The sequence below is a fragment of the Nitratireductor lacus genome, from assembly GCF_056431025.1.
In genome coordinates, this window is record NZ_JBWKMB010000013.1 from 1 (window position 1) to 24,582 (window position 24,582).

Consider the following 24,582-nt stretch of genomic DNA (forward strand, 5'->3'; position numbering starts at 1 on the left):
TCTCGAGCGCTGTCTGTTCGGGGGCCGGTGTCTTCAACATGACCCAGTGAATCAAAAACCCCCGGCAAATGCCAGGGGTTTGTCAGCAGTCTGAGCGCGCTCCCGAAAGGAGCGCCCTCGATTTTCAAGCGATGCGTGGCTGGCTTAGAAGCCCATGCCACCCATGCCGCCCATGCCACCCATGTCGGGAGCACCGGCCGGAGCGTCCTTCTTCGGAAGCTCGGCGACCATGGCCTCCGTGGTGACGAGCAGGCCGGCAACCGAAGCGGCATCCTGCAGTGCGGTGCGGACAACCTTCATCGGGTCGACGATGCCCATGGCGATCATGTCGCCATACTCACCGGTCTGGGCGTTGTAGCCGAAGGTGACGCCTTCGTTCTCCAGAATCTTGCCGGCAACGATGGAGGACTCTGCACCAGCGTTTGCGGCGATCTGGCGAACCGGAGCCTGAACGGCACGGCGCACGATGTTGATGCCGGCTTCCTGGTCGGGATTGTCGCCCTTCGCCTTGATCTGCGTGGAAGCACGCAGAAGCGCGGTGCCACCGCCGGGAACGATGCCCTCTTCAACAGCAGCGCGGGTTGCGTTGAGCGCGTCGTCGACGCGGTCCTTGCGCTCCTTCACCTCGACCTCGGTCGAGCCGCCAACGCGGATCACGGCAACACCGCCGGCGAGCTTTGCAAGGCGCTCCTGCAGCTTCTCGCGGTCGTAATCGGAAGATGTCTCTTCGATCTGCTGCTTGATCTGGGCAACGCGGCCTTCGATCTCGGACTTCTGGCCGGCGCCGTCGACGATGGTCGTGTTCTCCTTGGAGATCGCAACCTTCTTCGCACGGCCGAGCATGTCGAGCGTGACATTCTCAAGCTTGATGCCGAGGTCTTCGGAGATGACCTGGCCGCCGGTGAGGATCGCGATGTCCTCGAGCATGGCCTTGCGGCGGTCGCCGAAGCCCGGAGCCTTGACGGCAGCGATCTTCAGACCACCGCGCAGCTTGTTGACGACGAGCGTGGCCAGAGCCTCGCCTTCCACGTCCTCGGCGATGATGAGAAGCGGCTTGGACGACTGAACGACCGATTCCAGAACCGGCAGCATGGCCTGCAGGTTGGAGAGCTTCTTCTCGTGGAGCAGGATGTATGCGTCCTCGAGCTCGGCAACCATCTTCTCCGGGTTCGTAACGAAATACGGGGAGAGGTAGCCGCGGTCGAACTGCATGCCCTCGACCACTTCGAGCTCGGTCTCGGCGGTCTTGGCTTCCTCGACGGTGATGACACCCTCGTTGCCGACCTTCTGCATGGCCTCGGCGATCATGTCGCCGATTTCCTTCTCACCATTCGCGGAGATCGTGCCGACCTGGGCAACTTCTGCGGAGGTGTTGATCTTCTTGGTGGAGTTGCCGAGATATTCGATGACGTCGGCAACGGCCTTGTCGATGCCGCGCTTCAGGTCCATCGGGTTCATGCCTGCGGCAACGGCCTTGGCGCCTTCCTGAACGATCGCCTGGGCGAGAACCGTAGCGGTCGTCGTGCCGTCACCGGCGATGTCGTTGGTCTTGGAAGCGACCTCACGCACCATCTGTGCGCCCATGTTCTCGAACTTGTCCTCAAGTTCGATTTCCTTGGCAACCGTCACACCGTCCTTGGTGATGCGCGGTGCGCCGAAGGACTTGTCGATGACAACGTTGCGGCCTTTCGGGCCGAGGGTCACCTTCACCGCGTCGGCGAGGATGTTAACGCCGCGCAGCATGCGCTCGCGTGCGTCGCGGGAGAATTTTACGTCTTTTGCAGCCATATTTCTCTAGCTCCTGAGCTTCTTCGAGAAACTCTGTTACCGTTTTGATGTGGTGGCGTGGATTAGCCGATGACGCCCATGATGTCGGATTCCTTCATGATCAGGAGATCCTCGCCATTGAGCTTGACTTCGGTGCCCGACCACTTGCCGAAGAGCACGCGGTCGCCAGCCTTGACGTCCAGCGGGACAAGCTTGCCCGCCTCGTCGCGCGCGCCGGAACCGACTGCAACGATTTCGCCTTCCTGCGGCTTCTCCTTGGCGGTGTCGGGAATGATGATGCCACCTGCCGTCTTTTCTTCAGACTCGACCCGGCGGACGACCACGCGGTCATGAAGCGGGCGAAAGTTCGTGTTGGCCATGTTCTCTGAACCCTTGATTCGGATGATGAATTAGGCTTTTCCTCCGTCCGGCGGACGCCGGACCTCTCGTTAGCACTCCCTTAGCAAGAGTGCTAACGCGGCTTTGAGATAGTAAGCCCCAAATTCGGAGTCAAGATTTTCATGCGCGGAATCTGGTACAATTTTCGCAGCCGCCGACCGGTTTTTCGATCTGGCGCGGAAAACCCGACGGGCTCAGGCGGGCCTGCTGAACGCTTCGCGCTTCTTCTCCACCGCTGCCCGGCAGCAGCACCCCTCGATATGATCGTTGACCAGCCCCATGGCCTGCATGAAGGCATAGACGGTGGTGGGGCCAACGAAGGACCAGCCCCGCTTTTTCAGGTCCTTTGAGATGCGGGTGGATATCTCCGTCGTCGGATTGGCCGTCAGGGTTTTGTAGTCGACGGGATCAGGGCGTTCATGCGGCTGTGGCTCGTGGCGCCAGAAATAGTGGGCAAGAGACCCTTCCTGCTCGCACAGTTCGATCGCGCGCTGCGCATTGTTGATGGTGGAGCGGATCTTGCCGCCGTGGCGAACGATGCCGGCATTGCCCAGGAGGCGCTCCACATCCTTCTCGGTAAAACGCGCGACGCGCTCGAAGTCGAAACCCTCGAAGGCTTCACGAAAGTTCTCGCGCTTGCGCAGGATCGTCAGCCATGAAAGCCCGGACTGAAACCCTTCCAGGCAAATCTTCTCGAACAGCCGGTGATTGTCGGAAACGGGATGTCCCCATTCATTGTCGTGGTAATCGAGATAGTCCGGCAGTTCACCCGGCCAGAAGCATCGGGTCTTGCCGTCGGCGCCGAGGATCAGGCCGGTCTTTTCTTCGCTCATGTGTGTTGAATTCCCTGGTTAATGTGAAATCAGCCCGGTTTAGCGATATGTTCACCAGCTTTTTGAACGCGCCGGTAACCACGCCAAATGGTTTTTTGAATACATCGCATTTTATCGATGTCGATTCACCATTCGGTTGCAGCTTCGAGTCAGCATCCTGACACGGACAGGCGCATAGGGTGCGTTTGCCCTTCGCCGCCACCTGTTTTTGAGCCTGTTTTCGAGAACGCGTGGTCTGTTTGATCTGTGACGAATCGTAGAGAGAAGTTTGTCATGAAGTCGATGTTGACTGCGGCCGGCCTTGCGACCGCGCTGCTTTTTTCCTGGGGGGCGCAGGCCCAGGATCGATATGTGGAACCGCCGCCGGTTCTCGTCAGTCCTGATCTTTCCGCTCCCTGGGTGATGCAGCTCCGCAGTTCGCCGGTGCAGGCGCAACATCGCACCCAGCAGGCCGTGGAGTACCAGACCTACCAGCGTGCCCGCAATGCACGTGAACGCGACAGCGCGCGCCGCGATTACCGACCGCGTCATCAAATGGCGGTTCGTGAAATGGCGGTTCGTGGCGCCCAGCAGGAAAAACCCGCGCAGAAGGTGGCGTTTATACCACGCGCGAGCGAGCCCTTTCCCCTGAATGAACGCTCATGGAGGATGAGCGATCCCAAATGGCTGCCGCAGGTCGTGGAGTACGAGACCGACCAGCCTCCAGGAACCATTGTTGTCGACACCAGGCAGCGTTTCCTTTTTCTGGTGCTGAAGGGTGGCAAGGCGAAACGCTACGGCGTTGGCGTCGGCAAAGAAGGTTTCGGCTGGACCGGAACTGAGAAGGTTTCCAACAAGCGCAAATGGCCGGACTGGCATCCGCCGGCTGAGATGATCGAACGCGAAAAAGCAAAGGGCAGGATACTGCCGGTGAAAATGGAGGGTGGCCCGGCCAATCCCCTCGGCGCGCGCGCGTTGTATCTCGGATCAACGCTCTATCGCATTCATGGCACCAACGCGCCCTGGACCATCGGCCGTGCGGTGTCTTCCGGTTGCATCCGCATGCGCAACGAGGATGTGGTCGATCTTTATAACCGCATTCCGGTCGGCACCAAAGTGGTGGTGAAGTGACCGGATAAGCGGGGGATGCCCGGCAAGGGGACTGCCTGGGTAGATGGAAAAGGGCGGTGCTTGGGGGAGCATCGCCCTTTTCTCATTCCGCTGCAGTCAGCGCCGTCCCCGGCTGTTCCCGGCTCACAATTGCATCGGGCAGAGCTGCCGGTTTCGGTCCGCCATAGGCCCAGTCGAGAAGCTCCACGGTGTGAACGACCGGCATTTCAGTGCCCGAACCGATCTGGGTCATGCAGCCGATATTGCCGGTGGCGACGAGCGCCGCGCCCGTCGCTTCGATATTCCGGACCTTGCGGTCGCGCAACCTCGCGGCGATGTCTGGCTGGAGAATGTTGTATGTGCCGGCGGAACCACAGCACAGATGTCCCTCGCGCGGTTCTCGTACCACGAAGCCTGCCCTGCGCAGAAGCGCGCGCGGTTCGCGGCTGATCTTCTGTCCGTGCTGCATGGAGCACGCGGAGTGATAGGCGACGGCGAGACCGGGTTCGACAATCGGCTCAGGGAGGCTCAGCGTCTCCAGGTATTCGGTGATGTCTCTGGCAAGCGCCGCCACGCGGGCGGCCTTTTCGGCATAGGCGGGGTCGAGCCGTAGCATGTGCCCGTAATCCTTGACGGTCGTACCGCAGCCGGACGCCGTGATGATGATCGCGTCGAGCCCGCCGGTCTCGATTTCACGTGTCCAGGCATCCACATTGCGCCGGGCGGCGGCCAGAGCATCCTCTTCGCGGCCCATGTGATGCACCAGCGCGCCGCAGCACCCTTCACCTTCCGGGTGTTGCACCACTTCCACGCCGAGCCGCGCAAGCAGCCGCACGGTCGCAGCGTTGATACCGGGATCGAGAACCGATTGCGCGCAGCCTGTCAGAAGCGCCACACGTCCGCGCTTTTCTCCGGAAAGGGGCTGGCTGTCTCCGGGCTGTCGCGGCAATGTTCGCGGGGCGAGGTCCAGCATGGCTGCGACGGGCTTCATGCCCGGCAGATTTCGGAAGAGCCCCGCGAAGGGTCGCCCGAAGCGGGCCAGCTTCAAGGCGGCGCGGAAACGCGACGGATAGGGCAGGATCTGCGCCAGGACCGACCGCATCAGCCGGTCGAGCACCGGCCTGCGATAGGTTTTTTCGATATGCGCGCGGGCGTGATCCACCAGGTGCATGTAGTTCACGCCCGAGGGGCAGGTGGTCATGCAGGCAAGGCAGGAAAGGCAGCGATCTATATGGGTGACGATTTCCCGGTCGGCCGGCCTGCCGTTCTCCAGCATGTCCTTGATGAGATAAATGCGCCCGCGCGGGCTGTCGAGCTCATTGCCGAGCGTGACATAGGTCGGGCAGGTGGCCGTGCAGAAGCCGCAATGCACGCATTTGCGCAGGATCGATTCCGCCTCCGCGACATGCGGATCGGAAAGCTGCTCGGGAGTGAAATTGGTCTGCACGGCGCTTCTTCTATATCAGCCAGCTTTGCGGGTTCTTGATCGGCTCGTTCCGGCCCACGGCCTGCAGGCCGATCACGCAGCGCACCACGACCCAGATCGCAACCGCAATTATCAAAAGGAATCCGATGCCGACGACCATCAAAAGGGCCGAGACGAAACCGAACAGAACACCGATCCAGAATGTGCGAATGGCCCAGGTGTAGTGCGTTTCGAGCCATCCGCTGGCCTTGCCGCGGTTCATATAGGCAATCACGATGCCCACCAGAGCCGAAATACCAATGACGAAGCCGACCAGATAAAGAATATAGATGACCTGAATGTTGGTCGGTCCGGGTTCCAGCCAGCGGTCCGTCTTGCGGGTTTCATCGGGGGTCTGCTGCATGTCACTCATGGGTTCGCCCTCCATTGTTTCGATGGCAATCTATCATGGCTTCAGGTGAACGCCATGCGTCCCGGATTGAGGATGCCCTTGGGGTCGAACTGCTCCCTCAGGCGGGTGGAGAGAGCGGCAAGGGCCGGCGATTGCGGCTCGAAGACGGGCGTCGCCGCACGCACCGCGAGCGGTGCGCGCACCAGTGTGGCGTGCCCGCCACCGAAATGCGCAATCATTTTCCGCAGAATTTCCGCCTCGGGGTCGGCCTCCATGCGCATCCAGATCAGGCCGCCCTGCCAGTCGTAATAGACATTTGCACCGGCGGCCCGGCGGTAGGCGTCCACCAGTTCGTGACCGCGCGACGGCGTGACGGAGACACGCCAGACGGGCGCGGGCGTCCCGTCCGCAAAAGGCTGGCAATCGCGGATTTCGCGCCACAGCCGGCGTGAGGCATCTCCTTCCAGCGTGCCGATGGTTCCATACCCACGCAGAAGCCGGGCAAGAAGGTCAACCCGATAAGTGACGGAAGGTCCAAAACCTTCCACCCGCAGCGCGGTCTGTCCGCCGCTCGAAAACGCACCATCGATAAAGCGGACGACCACACCCTCGGGCAGATGCGCCGCGCCCGAAACCTCGGCACTCGACCCCATGGCGGTCGCCATGGCTTCGGTCGCACCTGCGTCGTCCAGCCCGGCAATACACAATGTGGTCTCGGTTTCCGCCGCCGGAAGAACCTTCATCGTAATGTCGGTGGCAACGGCGAGCGTGCCCCAGGAGCCGGCAAGCCCCTTGGAAAGGTCGTACCCCGTCACGTTCTTCACCACGCGCCCGCCCGATTTGAACCCTTCGCCACGGCCCGAAACCGCGTGAACGCCGAGCACATGGTCGCGCGCGGCCCCGGCCTTCAGCCGGCGCGGGCCCGAGAGATTGGCCGCAAGCAGTCCGCCCAGCGTGCCGCGTCCGGCCTTGCCGCCGAGAAGCGGGCCGTAGTCCATCGGTTCGAAGGCGAGTTCCTGATTGTGCTCGCGCAGCGCAGCCTCGATCCCGGCAACCGGCGTACCGGCTTTCGCTGAAAGCACCAGCTCTTCCGGTTCATAAAGTGTGATGCCGGCCAGTCTCGACAGATCGAGCGTGTGCTCGGTCTGGAGTGGTTGACCGATGCCGCGCTTCGAACCATGGCCGACAATTTCGAGCGGGGATTCTTCGGAAACCGCCCACTGGATGGTTTCCAGAACCTCTTCAGCGCTGTTGGGAAGGAATTCGGTCACGGCAAACCACTCATTGAAAAACTGCGGGCGAAGTTGGATGCGAAGGGCACGCTCAAAACCGCTCCAGGTCCGGGAAGGGCACCTGCCCGCGATGGATGTGCATGCGGCCAAGCTCAGCGCAGCGGTGCAGTTGGGGAAACACTTTGCCGGGATTCAGAAGATGGCCCGGATCGAACGCGCATTTGACGCGTATCTGCTGGTTCAGATCGTCTTCGGTGAACATTTCAGGCATCAAATCGCGCTTTTCCACGCCGACACCATGCTCCCCGGTCAGAACCCCGCCCACCTCGACGCAGAGGCGCAGAATGTCCGCGCCGAAATCCTCGGCCTTCTCCAGTTCGCCCGGCCTGTTGGCGTCATAGAGAATGAGCGGATGAAGATTGCCGTCGCCGGCATGGAACACATTGGCGACGCGCAGCCCGTATTTCTCGGACAGCGCGCGCATGCCTGCCAGAACCCGCGGCAATTGCTTGCGGGGGATCGTGCCGTCCATGCAGTAGTAATCGGGCGAGATGCGGCCCACCGCCGGGAAGGCGGCCTTGCGCCCGGCCCAGAACACGGCGCGTTCCTCATCTGATGTCGAGGCGCGGCTGGTGGTTGCGCCGTTCTCCCTGGCAATCGCTTCCACCCGGTCGATCAGGTGATCGACCTCCGCCTGCGGTCCATCGAGCTCGACGATCAGAAGCGCTTCCACGTCCAGTGGATAGCCTGCATGAACGAAATCCTCCGCAGCCCGGATGGCCGGCCCGTCCATCATTTCCATCCCGCCTGGAATGATGCCCGCACCGATGATCTCGGCCACGCACTGGCCCGCCTGTTCGCTTGATGGGAAGCCGATCAGAAGCGCGCGCGCCGTCTCCGGCTTCTGCAGAATGCGCACCGTCACCTCGGTCACGACGCCGAGCAGGCCCTCCGAGCCCGTCATGAGACCCTGCAGGTCATAGCCCTCCGCATCCAGATGTCTGCCGCCGAGCCGGATGACATCGCCATTCATCAGCACCATCTCGATGCCCAGAACATTGTTGGCGGTGAGCCCGTATTTCAGGCAGTGCACGCCGCCGGAATTCTCAGCCACATTGCCGCCGATGGAGCAGGCGATCTGCGACGAGGGGTCGGGCGCATAATAAAAGCCCTCCTGCTCGACTGCATGGGTGATGCCCAGATTGGTGACGCCCGGCTGCGCGACCACGGCCCGGTTCGCATAGTCGATGTCGAGAATGCGGTTGAAGCGGCTCATCACCAGGAGTACGGCGTCTTCAAGCGGCAGCGCACCGCCGGAAAGCGAGGTGCCCGAGCCGCGCGGTACGACGCGGATATCGCGCTCATGGCAATATTTCAGGATGCGTGACACCTGCGCTGTCGTTTCGGGCAGGACGACGACGAGCGGCATCTGGCGGTAGGCGGTCAGCCCGTCGCTCTCGAAGGCGCGCATTTCGTTTTCCGTGTCCACCACGCCTTCACCGGGCACGATGATGCGCATGTCGGCGACGATTTCGGCGCGCTTCTTCAGGGTTGCCGCATTGGCCTGCGGCATTTTCAGGCCGGACATCAGAACTCCCTCACTGGTTCATTCAATTTACCAGTGTGTTGGCGGTTCTGTAAATGCTGCGTGGAAAGCGTGCCTGCGTCAATCCGCCCCGGTGCCGATATTGGCGTCTTCGCGGGCGTGGTGGCGGCGTATGCGCCGCACCAGAAGCCAGATGCACAAAACGGCCATGGGAACGGCGGCGGCGGTGATCGCCTCGCTCGACAGGCCGGGCAGGGCGGGTTTTGCGCCCTTGGCCACATAGCCCACCAGCCCCACCACATAATAGGAGATGGCGGCAACGGAAAGGCCTTCGACCGTCTGTTGCAGGCGCAATTGCAGCTGCGCGCGGCGGTTCATGGAGGCGAGCAGGTCGCGGTTCTGGCGCTCCACTTCCACATCAACCCAGCTTCTGAGCAGGTTTGCGGCACGTGTCAGCTTGCGCGAAAGGTTGGCCTGGCGCTCTTCCACCGAGCGGCAGGTGCGCATGGCGGGCGCGACACGCCGTTGCAGGAAGGCGGCCCAGGTCTCGTAGCCGGCCATCGGTGCTTCGTTCAGCGTTTCCAGCCGCTCCTCGACAATGCCGTGATAGGCGCGGCTTGCGCCAAAGCGGTAGAGGCTGGCGGCGGCATCGGCCTCCAGGTCGGCGGCAAGCTCCGTCAGCTCGCTCAAAAGCGCGTGGCTGTCGTGCTTTTCACGCTGGCGCATGCGTGCCGTCAGGGCCGCGAGCTGATCCTCCATGCGGCGCAGGCGCGGCGAAAGCGATTGCGCCAGTGGCAGGCCAAGCATGGCAAGCGTGCGGTAGGTTTCGATGTCGATCAGGCGCTGCGAAAGCGCGCCGATACGGGCCGGCGCCAGATCCTTTTCAAGGATGAGAATCCGGGTCAGCCCGTCGCCATCCTGCCGGAAATCCGTAGCGACGGCGGCACGCCCGCCTTCCACCACCGAATAGCCGAGGCTTGCCGGATCGAACGCGCCGACCAGCCTTTCCGTCGCGCTCGTCCATTTGCGGATTTCCACCCGCGTGCCCGATATGGCGGTGCCGGGCGGGCTGAAGCCGTTTCCGAACGGGGATTCCTCAAGCGGCTTTCCGGTGCGCGGCGAGATCGGACAATCCCACTGATAGCTCGAAAACTCCGTATGCCGCTCCCAGCGCAGCGTGCCCTTGCCCCACTTCATCGCGTGGTGGCGCGCATTGGTCTGCGGCGGGGCCACGCCAAGCCGGCGCGACAGATCGGCCAGCACGGCCTGATCCACCGCCAAGCCGCCCTCGGTCATGAAGGAGAGCTGGATGATGAGGCGCGGCGCTTCAAGCAGCGCGTGCGGCCGCGCATGCACTTCACCCAGCGCCCCGGCGCGTCCGTCATGGGCGGGAAAGCCCAGAACGCTGCCTGTCACCAGTGTCTCCGTGGATGAAGCCTCGGGCCTGTCGGTGCCGATTACGACAAGCTGTTCCCCGTCTTGTTGGCTCATTGTGCCTTGCCGTCTGTCTCAGGATGGACCTTCTGCAAGTATGCTATTGCCTTTGCGCGGGGCGCAATGCGTGTCTGCAAGCGCCCGTCGATGGCGGGATTGGGCAAATTAATTGACCAGTTGTGTTCGGTCGCGCTAATCTGCGCCAACAAAGAGAGTGGATAGCGAGACGGCGAAGCCGGTGGACGCGGTTTTTTCAAGAATTGAGCATGCCCGCACGGCGGATGGCGTCATCCGGCAGATCGAGACGCTGATTCTCGAGGGCGTGCTGCGCGATGGCGACCGGCTGCCGGGCGAGCGCGAGCTTGCGCGCCAGCTCGATGTGTCCCGTCCGATCCTGCGCGACGCCCTGAAAACGCTGGAAGAGCGGGGCCTGATCCTCACGCGCCACGGCGGCGGCACCTATGTGGCCGACATTATCGGCCAGGTGTTCACAAAACCGGTACGTGAACTGATCGCCACGCATCATAAGGCGACCGCCGACTATCTGGAATACCGCCGCGAGATGGAGGCCGTCGCCGCCGAATTCGCTGCAAAACGCGCGACGCCCGAAGACCTGGTGCTCCTTGGGGCGATCATGACGCGGATGGACGAAGCGCATGCCGCGGAGGATTTCGAGGCGGAAGCGGCCTGCGACGTGGAGTTTCACAATGCCGTGGGCGAATGCGCGCACAACATTGTGCTCCTGCACACGCTACGCGCCTGCTACCGGCTGCTCGCCGATGGCGTCTTCCTCAACCGCGTCCGCATTTACGAACTGCCGGATGCGCGCGACATGCTGCTTGCCCAGCACCGCGCGATCCATGCGGCAATCGCCGCCGGCGATCCGGAAGCCGCGCGGAGTGCTGCGATCGCGCATATCGATTTCGTCGAAAAGGCCACCTTTCATGCCGAACGCACAGATGACTGGCAGCGCATATCGCGGCTCCGGCTCCAGCAGCGCGGCGGCGAGGCGGCACAAGCATGAGCAAGCGAACCTGAGCCAGCGAAAGAAGAACCGTTGAAAGAAGACATGACCCAACCGAAGCGCGTCGGCCTTTTCGTCACCTGCCTGGTGGACCTGTTCCGGCCCACTGTCGGGTTTGCCGCCGTCAAGCTTCTGGAAGAGGCAGGCTGCACCGTCGAGGTGCCCATGGCGCAGACCTGCTGCGGCCAGCCGGCGTATAATTCCGGCGACCGGGAGGATGCAGCCGCCATCGCGCGCCAGACCATCGAGGCCTTCGAGGAGTTCGATTATGTCGTCGCGCCATCGGGCTCCTGCGCGGGCATGCTCAGGAAACATTATCCCTCGCTTCTCAAGGGCACGCCATTCGAGGCGAGGGCGGAAGCCTTTTCCGGCCGCGTGCACGAGCTGGTAAGCTTCCTGGTCGATGTGCTCGGCATTACGGAAGTGCCGGTCCGCCACGAGGGCAGTGTCACCTATCACGATTCCTGCTCGGGCCTGCGCGAGCTCGGCATTCAGAAACAGCCGCGAAAACTCCTCTCTTCGGTCGAGGGGCTTGAGCTCAAGGAGATGCAGAATTCCGATGTCTGCTGCGGCTTCGGCGGCACGTTCTGCGTGAAATATCCCGACATCTCCAACAAGATCGTCGAGGAAAAGACGGCGAGCATCGAAGAAGCCGGGGCGGCTACGCTGCTCGCGGGTGATCTCGGCTGTCTCATGAACATGGCCGGCAAGCTGCATCGGCAGGGCAGCAGGGTTGAGGTCCGCCATGTGGCGGAGGTTCTGGCCGGCATGACCGACAAGCCGGCGATCGGCGGGGGAGGACGCTGATGGAGGTACAGTCTCCACAGTTCAAGGAAAAAGCGCGCAAGGCGATTGCCGACGAGCAGTTGCAGCGCGCCATGGGCAAGGCGAAGATCGGTTTCGTCGGCAAGCGCAAGAAGGCGGTCGATGCGCTGCCGGAGTTCGAGGATCTTCGCTCTTCCGCCCGCGCGATCAAGGATCACACGCTCGAACATCTCGATCTCTATCTGGAAGCCTATGAGCGCAAGGTCATTGCCTCGGGCGGCCGGGTGCACTGGGCCGAGACGGCGGAAGATGCCCGCCAGGCCGTGCTCGACATCTGCCGCGCCGCTGGCGCGCGCACCGTCACCAAGGGCAAGTCGATGATCACCGAGGAGATCGCGCTCAACGATTTCCTTGAGAAGGAAGGTGTCCGTCCGGTAGAGACCGATCTTGGCGAATACATCATCCAGCTGCGCGGCGAGCATCCAAGCCACATCATCGGCCCGGCCCTGCATCTGAACAAGGAACAGGTGGAAGAGGATTTCCGCCGCGTTCACACCGAGCTCCCGGCCGGGCGCGATCTCTCGCAGCCCGAGTCCCTTCTCGGTGAAGCGAGGCATATCCTGCGCCCGCAATATTTTCAGGCGGATGTGGGCATTACAGGCGCGAACTTCCTTGTCGCTGAAACCGGCACCTCAATCATCGTCACCAATGAGGGAAATGGCGATCTCACGCAGACGCTGCCGCGCGTCCACATCGTCGTCGCCTCCATCGAGAAGGTGGTGCCGACGCTGGAGGATGCGAGCCAGATCCTGCGTGTGCTGGCCCGCTCGGCCACCGGTCAGGACATGAGCGTCTACACCACGCTCTCCACCGGCCCGCGCCGCCCGGACGATCCCGACGGTCCGGACGAATATCACGTCATTCTGCTCGACAATGGCCGGTCTTCCATGCTCGGCACGGAGTTCCACGAGATGCTGCGCTGCATTCGCTGCGGCGCGTGCATGAACCATTGCCCCGTCTATCACGCTGTCGGCGGTCATGCCTATGGCTGGGTCTATCCGGGGCCGATGGGCTCGGTGCTCACGCCTTCGCTGGTCGGCGTCGACAAGGCCGGGCACCTGCCCAACGCCTCCACCTTCTGCGGGCGCTGCGAATCCGTTTGTCCCATGCAGATCCCGCTGCCGCGCATGATGCGGCACTGGCGCGAACGCGAGTTCGAGCGCGGGCTCAATCCGGCGACGCAGCGTTTCGGTCTCGGTTTCTGGGCCTTCTTCGCCCGCCGGCCAGGGCTTTATCGTCTTGCCACGTCGATGGCGATCCCGACCCTCTCAGGTCTCGCCGGGCGTCGCCGCTGGTTCCGCTCGCTCCCCTTTGCCGGGGGCTGGACGCGGCACCGCGATCTTCCCGCGCCTGAGAGCCGCACTTTCATGCAGCAATGGCGCGACCGCGAAACCGCGAAACAGGAAGGGGATGCATCATGAGCACGCGCGAGGCCATTCTTGGCAAGTTGCGGGCGGCGGCGTCCGTTTCCACCGATGACTCTGCACGGCGCGAAGCCGTCGAAAAGCGCCTTGCAAAGACGCCGCGCGGGCTCATTCCGGCGCGCGGGCAGGTGGAGGGCGAGGAGCGCATTGCTCTTTTCTGCCGCATGGCCGAGGCCGTCACGGCCACGGTGGAGCGCGTGAAAAAGTCAGACGATGTGCCGAAGGCCGTGACCCATTATCTGCGCTCCAAGAACCTGGCGCCCTCCGTTCGCATGGGGGACGACAGGCGTCTGAAGCGCATGGACTGGGCAAGTCAGAAGTCGCTTGAGGTGAAACGCGGACGGGCCGAACCTGAAGATGAAGTCGGCGTGAGCCACGCATTCGCCGCCGTTGCTGAAACGGGCACGGTCGCTCTGCCATCGGGCAAGGACAATCCGACCACCGTCAACTTCGTGCCCGATCACCACATCATCGTCATTGACGCGAAGGACATTGCCGGTGATCTTGAAACGGTGATTTCCCGCCTCAGGCGCAAATATGGCAGAGGTGACATGCCAAGACTGCTGAACCTCATCACCGGGCCATCGCGCTCCGGCGACATCGAGCAGACCATGCTGCTCGGGGCGCACGGGCCGCGCGCGCTGCATCTCATCGTCGTAGACGGGTGAGGGATGGCCGCCGGGGTCTCATATGATGAGGCTTCGACGCCCAACGGCCTGCGCCTCTACGCGGTCGGAGACATTCACGGCCGGCACGATCTGCTGGCCGCGATGCATGCGCGGCTCATGGAGGAAATCCTTCATGACCGCCCCGCCGACTGGCGCATCGTCTACCTTGGAGACTATGTTGATCGCGGTGCCAATTCACGCGGCGTGATCGAGTATCTCGCCAATCTGCGCGAGCGCGACCCGCGCGTCATCACGCTCGCCGGAAATCACGATCTGGGCTTTCTCGATTTCCTGTCGAACCCCGACCCCTTCGGCCTGTTCGCGTGCAATGGCGGTTTCGAGACGGCGCTTTCCTATGGCGTCGAGATCGATCTGACATCGCGAGAGAGGATGATGCCGGGCCACGCGGCGCTCGTTCGCGCAGTGCCGCGGCGCCACAGGGCGTTTCTGGCCACGCTGCCCTATTCAGTCTCGTTCGGGGATTTCTTCTTCTGCCACGCAGGCGTCCGGCCGGGCGTCGCCCTGGATGCCCAGTCGGCGGACGATCTCATCTGGATCAGGCGTGAGTTCCACGCATTCGAAGGGCTTCATCCCAAATTGATCGTGCATGGCCACACGCCCGTGCGCGCGGCGGAACTCCGTAAGAACCGCATCAACCTTGACACGGGCGCATGGCACAGCGGTCGGTTGACGGCGCTCAGGATGGAAGGGCGGGAAAAGACCTTGATCGAGGCTGCCTGCTGAAGGCGGCCTAGTCCATGGCGGCGGAAATGCCGTAGCCGTCCACGGGATGATGGTCCCCGGTGGCTCCAGCCGAAAGCAGCCTGGCCCCGATCAGCGTGAACGCAGAAACAGTGATGAGAAACACGACAGTCGCACGCCCGATGGTCATCCGGCCAAAGTCCCCTTGAAGGTCAATAAAACACGGCTCCCCGTGCCGCGCAGGTTGCTATAAACGCAAACAGCTTAAGATTGAAAGAACTTATATGCCAATACCCACATTGTTTATGACAGCCCCTGAGAAGCGGGGAAAAGTTCATGCCGCTGCAAAATCGCGTTGATCCGTTCGGTCGCATTGATACAACTCCCGCGCGCGGCCTTTTCACCGGCAATCGCGGCGTGATCCATGATCCCGATACGAAAACGCTCCTGCGCCGCCGCTGGACGACCAGGGCCTGGATCATCTGCGTCTGCGACTTCAGGGGGCGCCGGCGTGAGGTCATGGGGAGGAATAGCCCGACAGGCAGGGCGGGCTGGACGGAGCTCTTCTTTCTCGATGAGGTGACAGCCCTTGCGGCGGGCCACCGCCCCTGTTTCCTTTGCCGGCGCGAGGCGGCAACGCGGTTCTTGGCATGCGCGCGTGCGGCGGAGAACGATCAGGCGCTGAAGGCTCCCAATCTCGACTCAGCTCTCCATGGGCAAAGGCTTGCAGTCACAGGCAGAACACAATCCATCGCTGCAGAGGCGCTGTCGGATCTGCCCGACGGCTCCATGATTGGCTTCGGAGAGCGGGCTTATGCACTTCGCGGTGGGGCGCTTTATGAGTGGCGTTTTGAGGGCTACCGAAGCGCTCCCTCACTGGACAAGACCCCGCCGGTTGTTCAACTGCTTACGCCAGCCTTGACCGTCGCGGCGCTGCGCGAGGGTTATTCCCCGGTCTGGCACGCAAGCATCGGCTCTTGACGTGGCATCGTCGATCCACCATCAGACCGGCATGCGTGCGAACTATAAACTGCAGCGGCTGTTCATCGATGCCGCCCTCGCTTCCGGTGCCGAGGTGGAAACCAGCCGGGAACAGGCCCACTACCTGACAAATGTGCTGCGCCTGCGCGAAGGCGGCGAAGTGCTCGTTTTCAATGGGCGCGATGGCGAATGGCATGCCGCACTGATAGCGGTCGGCCGCAAGGCGGTGCGCCTGCGGATGACCAGCCAGGCCCGCCCCCAGACGCCTCATCCCGACCTCCTTTATTGCTTTGCCCCATTGAAAAAAGGCCGCCTCGACTATCTTGTGCAAAAGGCCGTCGAAATGGGTGCAGGGCGTCTTCAGCCCGTCATCACCCAGCACACGCAGGTGGCAAAGCCCGGTACCCAGCGGCTCGAGGCGAATGTCATGGAGGCGGCCGAGCAGTGCGGCATATTGGCCGTGCCGGAGGTGCTCGAGCCGGTAAAACTCGATCGTCTTCTGGCCGACTGGGAGCCGGACCGCCGCCTGATTTTCTGCGACGAGGATGCCGCGACGAACAATCCAATGCCGGCGCTTTCGGCTGTGCGCGAGAAGAAACTGGCACTTCTGGTCGGCCCGGAAGGCGGGTTTTCCGAGGCCGAACGCGCTCAGTTGCGCGCGCTGCCCTTCGTGACGTCCATCCCGCTCGGCCCCCGCATCCTGCGGGCCGACACGGCAGCCGTGGCCGCTCTCGCCGTCATTCAGGCGAGCGTGGGCGACTGGGAATAGGCGGGACGGTAAAGCGCTTGTGAAGAGAGGTTGACGCTCCTGTCAGCACTTTTTACTTGAAGCGGATTGTCAGCATGGTCCATCAGATCGCTGATGGTTTGCCAGGAGAGCAGTTATGGCCCGTGACACCACCGATAATCGGCCGATCGAACGGGTCGAAGAACTTGCCGCCGATCTCGCAATGGGTTGCAAGCCCCGCGAAAAATGGCGCATCGGCACCGAGCACGAGAAATTCCCTTTTTATGTCGATGGCAACCGGCCCGTTCCCTATGAGGGCGAGCGCGGCATCAAGGCCGTGCTGGAAGGCATGCAGCGGATTCTCGGATGGGACGCCATCAACGATGACGGAAAAATCATCGGCCTCGTCGAGCCGACGGGACAGGGCGCCATCTCGCTGGAGCCGGGCGGCCAGTTCGAGCTCTCCGGTGCGCCACTGGAAACGCTCCACCAGACCTGCCGCGAGGGCAACGCCCATCTGGCGCAGCTGCGCGAGATCGCCGAACCGCTCGGCATTCGCTTTCTGGGCCTCGGCGGCAGTCCGAAATGGACACTTGCCGAAACGCCGCAGATGCCCAAATCGCGCTACAAGATCATGACCGCCTACATGCCGAAGGTCGGCACGCAGGGCCTCGACATGATGTACCGCACCTGCACGATTCAGGTGAACCTCGATTTCGAGACGGAAGCGGACATGCGCCGCAAGATGCAGGTCGCCCAGCGTCTGCAGCCGCTCTCCACCGCGCTCTTTGCCAATTCGCCTTTCACGGAGGGACGGCTCAACGGGCTCCAGTCCTGGCGTGGCAATATCTGGCGCGACACGGACAACCAGCGCGCCGGTCTTCTGCCCTTCGTCTTCTCCGAGCGCTTCGGCTTTGCCGATTATGTGGAATGGGCGCTCGATGTGCCGATGTATTTCATCCTCCGCGACGGGCGCTATCACGACTGTACGCACATCACCTTCCGCCAGTTCATGGAGGGCGCGCTCAAGGACGAGGTGACCGACGGCCTGCCGACCATTGGCGACTGGTCGAACCATCTTTCCACGCTCTTTCCCGATGTGCGCCTCAAGCGCTTTCTTGAAATGCGCGGCGCCGATGGCGGCCCGTGGCGGCGCATCTGCGCGCTGCCGGCCTTCTGGGTGGGGCTGCTCTATGATCAGGCGGCACTCGACGCCGCCCACGACCTTACCGCCGACTGGTCGTTCGAGGAGGTGGATGCCATGCGCAACGCAGTGCCGAAGGAGGGGCTTGCCACGCGGTTCCGCAATCACGAGCTGCGTGACATTGCCCGCGAGGTTCTGGCCATTTCGCGCAAGGGCCTCTCCGCCCGCAGGCGCCTCAATCCGGAAGGCTATGACGAGGCAAGCTTCCTGAGCCCGCTGGATGAGATCGTTGCGCGCGGCACCACCAGCGCGGAAGAACTCGCCAATGCCTTCAATACCCGCTGGGACGGTTCCATCGAGCCGGTGTTTCTCGAACAGGCATATTAGACTTCCATTCAAGGCGGCAAAGACAAAGCCGCTTTGTCGGGTTATCTTCCTGAAACAATGGTCCGATAGGTGCTCGGCACCGATTGATTGAAGGAGAAAACCCATGCTTCCGCTCTTCGAGATGCTCAACAATGCCGGTCAGGGGCAGGGCGTGGATCAACTCGCCAGGCAGTTTGGCATTTCGCAGGCACAGGCGCAGGAAGCCATGGAGGCGCTCCTGCCGGCATTCAGCCAGGGGCTGAAGCGCAACGCGGCCGATCCCTACGGTGCCGGCAATTTTCTCGGTGCGCTTGCCTCCGGCCAGCACGCAAAATATTTCGAGGATGCCGCCAACGCTTTCACGCCGCAGGGTGTGGCCGAGGGGAATGGCATTCTGGGGCATCTGTTCGGTTCCAAGGATGTGAGCCGCGCCGTGGCAAGCCACGCAGCACAGGCCACGGGGCTCGGTCAGGACATGCTCAAGCAGATGCTTCCCGTGCTCGCTTCCATGCTCATGGGTGGCCTGTTCAAACAGTCCACGGGCCAGATGCAGGGCGTGCAGCCGCGGCAGGCGCAGGCTGGCGGCGGTGGCATGCTCGGTGACCTCATGGAGCAGATGATGCGCCAGATGGGCCAGCAGCAGCCGGGCGCTCAGCCGCGGGGCCGGGCCCCCTCTGGTATGAGCCCGTCCGACAACCCGCTCGGCCAGATTCTCGAGGGCATGTTTGGTGGTGGTTCCACCGGGCGCGGCGCCCCCTCTGGCGGTCAGGGCAACAACCCTCTGGGGGAAATCTTCGACCAGTTCCTGCGCGGCGGGCAGGGTGCCGGGCAACCTGAACCGCAGAGCCGCCGCGCACCGCAGCCCGAGCCGGAAGCCAATCCGAGTGGCCGCCCCCGCAATCCCTATGACGACCTGTTCGGCCAGATGTTCGAGACCGGCCGCAAGACGCGCGATGACTATGAGCGCGGCGTTGAAAACATCTTCGAGCAGTTCCGGCAGGGGATGGAACGCCGCCGATAGCGCTTTGCGCCACAGCGGTTTTCCTGTTGTGCAAGGCAGATCTCTGCCTTTTGCCTCTTCTTCGTGCGCGCTAGCATCAGGCCTTCTTCAGGGAGACGAACCCGGATGTATTGCCCACCCGCCTTTCGAGAAGAGGAGCTGCCCGCGCTTCATGAACTGATGCGGGCGGCGCGGCTTGCCAATGTGGTGACGTCTGGTGCGAATGGACTTCATGCAAGCCCTCTGCCGCTGTTTCTTGATGAGACCGAAGGCCCTTATGGCACGCTCTATGGCCATCTCGCCCGCGCCAACGACCAATGGAAGGACACGCCGATTGGCGAGGCGCTCGCCATCTTCATGGGGCCCGACGCGTACGTGACCCCGTCCTGGTATGCCTCCAAGAAGGAGCACGGGAAGGTCGTTCCCACCTGGAACTACAGTGTGGTTCAGGCGCGGGGACCGATTGAATTCTTCGATGACGAGGCCCGGCTTCGCGGGGTGGTTGAGCGCCTGACGACCCTTCACGAAAAGGGTCGCGCGGAAATCTGGTCTGTCTCGGATGCGCCTGAAAAGTTCATCATGGGCCAGTTGCGCGGGATCGTCGGGCTACGTCTTCCCATCACGAACCTCGAAGGCAAGCGCAAGATGAGCCAGAATCGCAGCGCCGCTGACAGGGCGGGTGTCGCTGCCGGGCTGGCGGCGAGCGCCCATCCGGCGGAAAGAGCAGTGGCTGCGGAGATTCCACAGGATTGACGACTGTTTCCCGGACAGGGTGAGACCCCTTGCCGCGATGGCCGCGCATTCGCGCCGTTTTGATTGACTCTGCGCATCCATGCTCCTATAAGCCCGGCCACGCTTGGGCCTTGCGTCCGGCGGCGCGTATTCGTGCCTTCGGTCCAGCCCGTTAAGCAAAGCTCCTGTTCATTGAAACAGAATTAAGAAGGGCCGCACTCCGCGGTATTAAAACAAATGAAGCGTACATATCAGCCTTCCAAGATCGTCCGTAAACGCCGGCACGGTTTCCGTGCGCGCATGGCCACCAAGGGCGGCCGTCGCGTGATCGCAGCCCGCCGCAATCGCGGCCGCAAGCGGCTGTCCGCATAAGGTTTGGAGGCGAGGCCGGAAAGATGACGGACCGGCCAGCCGTCCCCCCTCCGGCGCGTCTGAAGAAGCGCGCCGAGTTTCTGGCCGTCCGTCGCGGTGAAAAGCGACGCGGGCGGCTTTTTCTGCTGGAAGTGCTCGACCGCGGCGACAAGGACCCGCCACGGCTGGGCATTACAGTCACGAAGAAAGTCGGCAACGCGGTGGTTCGAAACCGCGTGCGCCGGCGGCTCAAGGAAGCCTGCCGCCTCCATGCGGTTCACGACATGGCCGCCGGCAAGGATTATGTGATCGTGGCGCGGCGTTCTGTGCTTGACGCGCCGTTCGCCTCCCTGAAAGACGAGCTTTCCCGTCGCATCGGAGAAACCGATGCCGGGCGTGGAAAGGGCAAGGACATCGATGGATAACAATCGCAATTTCCTCATCACGATCGCGCTGTCCGTGTTGATCCTGACGCTCTGGCAGGTTTTCTACATGAACCCGCGCATCGAGGCGCAGCGTGAGACGGCCCAGATCGAAGAGCGGCAGGCCGCTGAAACGGCCCCGGCCGGGACGGCTTCAAGTGGTGAGAACAGCGATATACCGGCACCTTCGGGCGGTGACGGTGCCGTGCCCGGCACGGCCAGCCAGTCCGCTGCTCCGCTTGACCGGGCCGCAGCCGTAGCCGGCAGCGCGCGTGTGAAGATCGATACGCCGCGCATTTCCGGGTCCATCAATCTGGCCGGCGCGCGTCTTGATGATCTGCTCCTCAAGGACTACCGGGTCACGGTCAAGAAGGATTCGCCCAACATTCAGCTGCTCAACCCCTCGACCGGCCCCGACGGCTATTACGTCGAGACGGGCTATGTGGGCGGTGAGGCTGCCGGAACGCTGCCAGGTCCTTCGACCGAGTGGACGCTTGCCGAAGGCGAGACGCTCACCCCGTCGACCCCTGTCACGCTCTCCTACACCAATGAGAAGGGCCTGACCTTCAAGCGCACCTTCTCGGTCGACGAGAACTACATGTTCACGGTTTCCGACACGGTGGAAAACGCCTCAGGTGCCGCCGTCGCACTGCGCAATTATGGCCGCACCACCCGCATCGGAACGCCAAAAACCTCCGGCATCTACATCCTGCACGAAGGCCTGATCGGCGTGACCGGCGAGGAAGGCCTGCAGGAAATCGACTATTCGGATGTCGAAGAGGAAAAGCGCATTACGCCGGCGAAATCCTCCGACGGCTGGCTCGGTATCACCGACAAATACTGGGCGGTGACCATGGTCCCGCAGAATGGCCGCGAATTCCAGCCGCGCTACACCTATTCGGGCGATGGCAAGCCGCGCTACCAGGCCGACTATCTGACCGACGAAATCACGGTCGCCGATGGCGCTTCCGCCACCAGCGAGCTCATGGTCTTCGCCGGTGCCAAGGAGGTCAATGTCGTCGATGCGTATGAAGAAGACCGGGGCATCCGCCAGTTCGAGCTTCTGATCGACTGGGGCTGGTTCTACTTCATCACCAAGCCGATGTTCTATCTCATCGACTGGCTATTCAAGCTGCTCGGTAACTTCGGCGTTGCCATTCTGGCCACTACGGTGGTCGTGAAGCTCATCTTCTTCCCGCTCGCCAACAAGTCCTACAAGTCCATGGCGAACATGAAGAAGGTTCAGCCTGCCATGATGGAAATCCGCGAGAAATACGCGGATGACAAGATGAAGCAGCAGCAGGCGATGATGGAGCTCTACAAGAAAGAGAAGATCAATCCGATCGCCGGCTGCTGGCCGATCCTGATCCAGATTCCGGTCTTCTTCGCGCTCTACAAGGTTCTCTACGTCACCATCGAGATGCGTCACGCGCCGTTCTTCGGCTGGATTCAGGATCTGTCGGCCCCCGATCCGACCTCGGTCTTCAACCTGTTCGGCCTGCTGCCTTATGACGTGCCGGCCTTCCTGCTGATCGGTGTCTGGCCGCTGATCATGGGCGTCACCATGTTCCTGCAGATGCGCATGAACCCGACGCCGCCCGATCCGACACAGGCCATGATCTTCAACTGGATGCCGGTGATCTTCACCTTCATGCTGGCCACGTTCCCGGCAGGTCTGGTGATCTACTGGGCATGGAACAACTTCCTGTCCATCGTCCAGCAGGGCGTGATCATGAAGCGCCAGGGCGCCAAGATCGAACTCTGGGACAATCTGGCAGGCCTGTTCAAGAAAAAGCCAAAACCGGCCGAATAGCCAAACAAACGAAAAGGCTCGCGAAAGTGGGCCTTTTCCTTTTCAGATGTGCTTCTACCCCAGCATTTCGCGCAGGGCGATGCGCTTGTAATCCTCCACCAGCCGTCGCCCCTCTGCTTCGCCCACCTGAATGGCAAGCCGCATGGTGGCTTCGCCCAGATGGATGATCAGCAGGGCGGTCGAGGCGGTGGAATCGGGATCGCGCTCGGGTGATGCGCGCAGCATCGCCTGCGCCAGTTCCTGCGCATTGGCTCTCGCATCTTCGAGATCGAGCAAAGACAGCGTCTTGTCTGCCTGCGTGCCCGACCAGATATCGCGCATGACCGGCTCGGACAGAAACATCGCGTAGTATTCGTCGATCAGCGCGGTGAATTCCTTCCTGAGGCTCGCCAGGTCATGAACCTCTTCCAGCCCGTCGCAGATGCACGCCCTGCCGAGCGCGTTGTAGTGTTCCGCAAGCGTGCGAATGATCGCCGCCTTGTCGGGAAAATACTGGTAGAGCGAGCCGATTGAAATTCCGGCACGCTGTGCCACCTCACTCATCTTCATCGCCTCGCTGCCGCTCTCGGCAATGATGCCCCGCGCGACGTCAAGAATGCGTTCCACGCGCTCCCGCGCGCGCTTTTGCGTGGGCATCCTGCGTGCCGCGATGGCGCCGGGCGTCTCTGTCTCCGTCATGCCTGATCCATTTTATGAGTGTTTCTCATATTTCTGTTGACATCCATAATATGAGGATTTATCACTTTTGCAAATGTGAGACTTTATCACTTTATGGAGAGTGAAATGACCAGGCACGATTCCGACCGCAGCAAACCCGTTCTCGTCACCGGTGGCACGGGCAAGACGGGCCGCCGTCTTGCCGAGCGACTGACAAACGCAGGTGTACCGGTGCGCATCGGTTCGCGCGGGGCTGCGATCCCGTTCGACTGGGAAAACCCGAGCACCTGGGATGCCGCGCTCGATGGCGTTGAGGCTGCCTATGTGGCTTACTATCCAGACCTTGCCGTGCCGGGCGCTGCCGAAACCGTGGAGGCCTTCGCAAGGCTGGCCGTGAAAAAGGGTGTCACGCGGCTGGTGCTCCTGTCCGGTCGCGGCGAGGTGGGCGCGGAAAGGGCTGAAGAACTCTTCAGACGAAGCGGCGCCGAGTGGACAATCCTGCGCGCCGACTGGTTTTTTCAGAACTTTAGCGAGGCCTTCTTCCTCGATGCGATCAGGGCCGGCGAACTCGCCCTTCCGGTGGGCGACGTGCGCGAGCCTTTCGTCGATGCGGACGACATCGCCGATGTCGCGTTTGCGGCCCTGACCGAAAAGGGCCACGAGCGGAAGCTCTACACCCTCACGGGCCCGCGCCTGATGAGCTTTCCCGAGATGGTGCGCGAGATCGGCGCGGCATGCGGGCGGGACATCCGCTTCACGCGCATCCCGGTCGATGCATTCGTTGAGGGTGCACGCAATGAGGGGCTCGATGAACCGCTGGTCGATCTGATGCGCGAACTTTTCACCGAGGTGCTTGACGGTCGCAACGAAAGCGTGGCCGACGGTGTCGAGCAGGCTCTCGGCCGCCCGCCGGTGGATTTCTCGGATTACGTGCGCCGCACGGTGGCAACAGGTGTCTGGAACACAGCGCCCGCCGCTGACACGATCTGAAGAAATCCCGTAATCTCAAGAAAACGGAGAAACCGCCATGGCTGACGGACTTGTCTTCGCGCTCGCGCTACTCGCCACGCTCGGCGCCGGTGTCATGGCGGGCTTCTTCTTCACATTTTCAAACACGGTGATGCAGGCGCTGGCACGCATTCCGGTTCCGGCAGGCATTCAGGCCATGCAGGAGATCAATGTCACCGTGCTCAACCCCGTCTTTTTCGCGGCGTTCTTCGGCACCGGGCTCCTGGGAATTCTGCTTGGTGTTCTCGCCCTGCTCGGGCTGGTGCCGTCCGGCGGCATCTGGCTCGTTGCCGGCGGGCTTTTCTATGTGGTGGGCACGTTTCTCGTCACCGTTGTTTTCAACGTTCCCATGAACGAGGCTCTGGCAAAGGTCGATCCGGCGTCAACGCAGGGCGCCGATCTCTGGCGCGATTATCTCTCCCGATGGGTCATGTGGAACCATGTGCGCGCATTGGCCTCGCTGGCTGCGCTCGCAAGCTTTGCCGTGGCGCTGATGCAGCAGGCATGATTGTCTGGCCGGAAGATTTCCTCTAAAGGATGCTCCTGCAATGAGGGAGAGGCTTCGATGATCAGCTAAGGGGACCGAAGAACACGCCGCCGGGACTTGAGGTCCGGCCCTTT

General features: G+C 62.3%; 26 protein-coding genes. 16 read left to right on the plus strand and 10 right to left on the minus strand.

What is annotated here, in order from left to right:
• Positions 1-144: 144 nt before the first annotated feature.
• The 3 genes from groL to AC07E3_RS12275 form a co-directional block, all read right to left on the minus strand.
• A complete protein-coding gene (gene groL / locus AC07E3_RS12265) occupies positions 145-1,788 on the minus strand; it encodes a chaperonin GroEL (protein WP_336066722.1) in 1,644 nt (547 codons plus the stop codon).
• A gap of 62 nt (positions 1,789-1,850) precedes the next feature.
• Positions 1,851-2,147 carry a co-chaperone GroES gene (gene groES / locus AC07E3_RS12270; RefSeq protein ID WP_007009707.1) on the minus strand — a complete coding sequence of 99 codons (297 nt, stop codon included), beginning with the start codon at positions 2,145-2,147 and terminating at the stop codon, positions 1,851-1,853.
• Positions 2,148-2,360: 213 nt separating this feature from the next.
• Positions 2,361-2,999, minus strand: coding sequence for a DNA-3-methyladenine glycosylase I (locus tag AC07E3_RS12275; protein WP_336066720.1), 639 nt, complete (start codon positions 2,997-2,999; stop codon positions 2,361-2,363).
• Positions 3,000-3,272: 273 nt separating this feature from the next.
• On the opposite strand from AC07E3_RS12275, the gene AC07E3_RS12280 reads away from it, so the two are divergent.
• A complete protein-coding gene (locus tag AC07E3_RS12280) occupies positions 3,273-4,109 on the plus strand; it encodes a L,D-transpeptidase (RefSeq protein ID WP_478362200.1) in 837 nt (278 codons plus the stop codon).
• Positions 4,110-4,191: 82 nt separating this feature from the next.
• On the opposite strand, the gene glcF is transcribed toward AC07E3_RS12280, so the two are convergent.
• The 5 genes from glcF to AC07E3_RS12305 all read right to left on the minus strand — a co-directional run bounded on the left by glcF (position 4,192) and on the right by AC07E3_RS12305 (position 10,174).
• The gene (gene glcF / locus AC07E3_RS12285; RefSeq protein ID WP_478362202.1) at positions 4,192-5,535 is read right to left on the minus strand and encodes a glycolate oxidase subunit GlcF; all 1,344 of its coding nucleotides are present in this window, start codon (positions 5,533-5,535) and stop codon (positions 4,192-4,194) included.
• A 10-nt stretch (positions 5,536-5,545) separates the two neighbouring features.
• Positions 5,546-5,926 carry a DUF4870 family protein gene (locus tag AC07E3_RS12290; protein WP_223004859.1) on the minus strand — a complete coding sequence of 127 codons (381 nt, stop codon included), beginning with the start codon at positions 5,924-5,926 and terminating at the stop codon, positions 5,546-5,548.
• Between the two features lie 41 nt (positions 5,927-5,967).
• Positions 5,968-7,176 (minus strand): FAD-binding protein, encoded by a 1,209-nt coding sequence (locus tag AC07E3_RS12295; protein WP_478362204.1) that lies wholly within the window; start codon positions 7,174-7,176, stop codon positions 5,968-5,970.
• Positions 7,177-7,228: 52 nt separating this feature from the next.
• Positions 7,229-8,725 carry an FAD-linked oxidase C-terminal domain-containing protein gene (locus AC07E3_RS12300; RefSeq protein WP_478362206.1) on the minus strand — a complete coding sequence of 499 codons (1,497 nt, stop codon included), beginning with the start codon at positions 8,723-8,725 and terminating at the stop codon, positions 7,229-7,231.
• A 78-nt stretch (positions 8,726-8,803) separates the two neighbouring features.
• Positions 8,804-10,174 carry a DUF3422 family protein gene (locus AC07E3_RS12305; RefSeq protein WP_478362208.1) on the minus strand — a complete coding sequence of 457 codons (1,371 nt, stop codon included), beginning with the start codon at positions 10,172-10,174 and terminating at the stop codon, positions 8,804-8,806.
• Between the two features lie 181 nt (positions 10,175-10,355).
• Here AC07E3_RS12305 and AC07E3_RS12310 point away from each other — a divergent pair, with 181 nt between their 5' ends.
• Genes AC07E3_RS12310 through AC07E3_RS12330 form a run of 5 tightly spaced genes read left to right on the plus strand, consistent with a single transcriptional unit; the run spans position 10,356 to position 14,802 of the window.
• A complete protein-coding gene (locus AC07E3_RS12310; protein WP_336067611.1) occupies positions 10,356-11,141 on the plus strand; it encodes an FCD domain-containing protein in 786 nt (261 codons plus the stop codon).
• Between the two features lie 45 nt (positions 11,142-11,186).
• Positions 11,187-11,948 (plus strand): (Fe-S)-binding protein, encoded by a 762-nt coding sequence (locus AC07E3_RS12315; RefSeq protein WP_336066704.1) that lies wholly within the window; start codon positions 11,187-11,189, stop codon positions 11,946-11,948.
• Positions 11,948-13,387, plus strand: a complete 1,440-nt coding sequence (locus AC07E3_RS12320) for a LutB/LldF family L-lactate oxidation iron-sulfur protein (RefSeq protein WP_336066702.1) — start codon at positions 11,948-11,950, stop codon at positions 13,385-13,387. Before AC07E3_RS12315 ends, AC07E3_RS12320 begins: the two co-directional genes overlap by 1 nt.
• Positions 13,384-14,058, plus strand: a complete 675-nt coding sequence (locus tag AC07E3_RS12325; protein ID WP_478362211.1) for a LutC/YkgG family protein — start codon at positions 13,384-13,386, stop codon at positions 14,056-14,058. The genes AC07E3_RS12320 and AC07E3_RS12325 overlap by 4 nt, the downstream gene beginning before the upstream one ends.
• 3 nt (positions 14,059-14,061) lie before the next feature.
• Positions 14,062-14,802 (plus strand): metallophosphoesterase, encoded by a 741-nt coding sequence (locus AC07E3_RS12330; RefSeq protein WP_478362213.1) that lies wholly within the window; start codon positions 14,062-14,064, stop codon positions 14,800-14,802.
• 7 nt (positions 14,803-14,809) lie between these two features.
• On the opposite strand, the gene AC07E3_RS12335 is transcribed toward AC07E3_RS12330, so the two are convergent.
• Positions 14,810-14,950 carry a hypothetical protein gene (locus AC07E3_RS12335; RefSeq protein WP_223004866.1) on the minus strand — a complete coding sequence of 47 codons (141 nt, stop codon included), beginning with the start codon at positions 14,948-14,950 and terminating at the stop codon, positions 14,810-14,812.
• A 146-nt stretch (positions 14,951-15,096) separates the two neighbouring features.
• Between AC07E3_RS12335 and AC07E3_RS12340 the strand changes: the two genes are divergently transcribed.
• From AC07E3_RS12340 to yidC, 8 genes are all read left to right on the plus strand, one after another.
• Positions 15,097-15,741, plus strand: coding sequence for a hypothetical protein (locus AC07E3_RS12340; RefSeq protein ID WP_336066693.1), 645 nt, complete (start codon positions 15,097-15,099; stop codon positions 15,739-15,741).
• 31 nt (positions 15,742-15,772) lie between these two features.
• Positions 15,773-16,510 (plus strand): 16S rRNA (uracil(1498)-N(3))-methyltransferase, encoded by a 738-nt coding sequence (locus tag AC07E3_RS12345; protein ID WP_478362216.1) that lies wholly within the window; start codon positions 15,773-15,775, stop codon positions 16,508-16,510.
• Between the two features lie 115 nt (positions 16,511-16,625).
• Positions 16,626-17,999, plus strand: coding sequence for a glutamate--cysteine ligase (locus AC07E3_RS12350; protein ID WP_478362218.1), 1,374 nt, complete (start codon positions 16,626-16,628; stop codon positions 17,997-17,999).
• A 103-nt stretch (positions 18,000-18,102) separates the two neighbouring features.
• Positions 18,103-18,999 (plus strand): DUF937 domain-containing protein, encoded by an 897-nt coding sequence (locus AC07E3_RS12355; protein WP_336066687.1) that lies wholly within the window; start codon positions 18,103-18,105, stop codon positions 18,997-18,999.
• A 105-nt stretch (positions 19,000-19,104) separates the two neighbouring features.
• A complete protein-coding gene (locus tag AC07E3_RS12360; protein WP_478362220.1) occupies positions 19,105-19,731 on the plus strand; it encodes an FMN-binding negative transcriptional regulator in 627 nt (208 codons plus the stop codon).
• 216 nt (positions 19,732-19,947) lie between these two features.
• Entirely contained in the window at positions 19,948-20,082 is a 135-nt protein-coding gene (gene rpmH, locus AC07E3_RS12365; RefSeq protein WP_007009688.1) for a 50S ribosomal protein L34, read from the plus strand.
• A gap of 23 nt (positions 20,083-20,105) precedes the next feature.
• Positions 20,106-20,486 (plus strand): ribonuclease P protein component, encoded by a 381-nt coding sequence (rnpA, locus tag AC07E3_RS12370; RefSeq protein ID WP_478362222.1) that lies wholly within the window; start codon positions 20,106-20,108, stop codon positions 20,484-20,486.
• Entirely contained in the window at positions 20,479-22,296 is a 1,818-nt protein-coding gene (gene yidC / locus AC07E3_RS12375) for a membrane protein insertase YidC (protein ID WP_336066682.1), read from the plus strand. The genes rnpA and yidC overlap by 8 nt, the downstream gene beginning before the upstream one ends.
• A 54-nt stretch (positions 22,297-22,350) precedes the next feature.
• Here yidC and AC07E3_RS12380 read toward each other — a convergent pair whose 3' ends face one another.
• Positions 22,351-22,974: a TetR/AcrR family transcriptional regulator gene (locus tag AC07E3_RS12380; protein WP_065816318.1), complete on the minus strand. Its 624-nt coding sequence runs from the start codon at positions 22,972-22,974 to the stop codon at positions 22,351-22,353.
• A gap of 105 nt (positions 22,975-23,079) precedes the next feature.
• Here AC07E3_RS12380 and AC07E3_RS12385 point away from each other — a divergent pair, with 105 nt between their 5' ends.
• The gene (locus tag AC07E3_RS12385; protein WP_478362225.1) at positions 23,080-23,943 is read left to right on the plus strand and encodes an NAD(P)H-binding protein; all 864 of its coding nucleotides are present in this window, start codon (positions 23,080-23,082) and stop codon (positions 23,941-23,943) included.
• A gap of 37 nt (positions 23,944-23,980) precedes the next feature.
• The gene (locus tag AC07E3_RS12390; protein ID WP_478362227.1) at positions 23,981-24,469 is read left to right on the plus strand and encodes an anthrone oxygenase family protein; all 489 of its coding nucleotides are present in this window, start codon (positions 23,981-23,983) and stop codon (positions 24,467-24,469) included.
• Positions 24,470-24,582: the final 113 nt, after the last annotated feature.